The sequence below is a fragment of the Sporosarcina koreensis genome, assembly GCF_001531445.1.
Classification (GTDB): Bacteria; Bacillota; Bacilli; order Bacillales_A; family Planococcaceae; genus Sporosarcina; species Sporosarcina koreensis_C.
On record NZ_LQYA01000322.1, the window covers coordinates 1 to 243 of the forward strand.

Here is a 243-nt window from a genome sequence, read left to right on the forward strand (position 1 = left end):
AAGAGGGTTTGTTCCGTAAACGACTGATTTCATACGGTGGATTGTTGAAGGAAATACACAAAGAATTAAATTTAGATGATGCAGAAGATGGCGATTTGGTAAAAGTGAATGAAGAAAATGATGATGAAAAAGAAGATGAAGGCTTTACAGTCACAGAAATGTGGAACTGGAACAGGCAAAATTATTATATAAAAAATGATTGATAAAGGGGTCATGAAAATTGAAGATTAGTAGAAAAGCTGA

General features: G+C 32.9%; 1 protein-coding gene. It reads left to right on the plus strand.

Annotated features, from left to right (window positions below; translation table 11 throughout):
* Nucleotides 1–203, plus strand: a 203-nt coding sequence (locus tag AWV70_RS22255) for a protein rep (protein ID WP_153010098.1), incomplete at its 5' end; no start/stop codon positions are given.
* Nucleotides 204–243 lie beyond the last annotated feature (40 nt).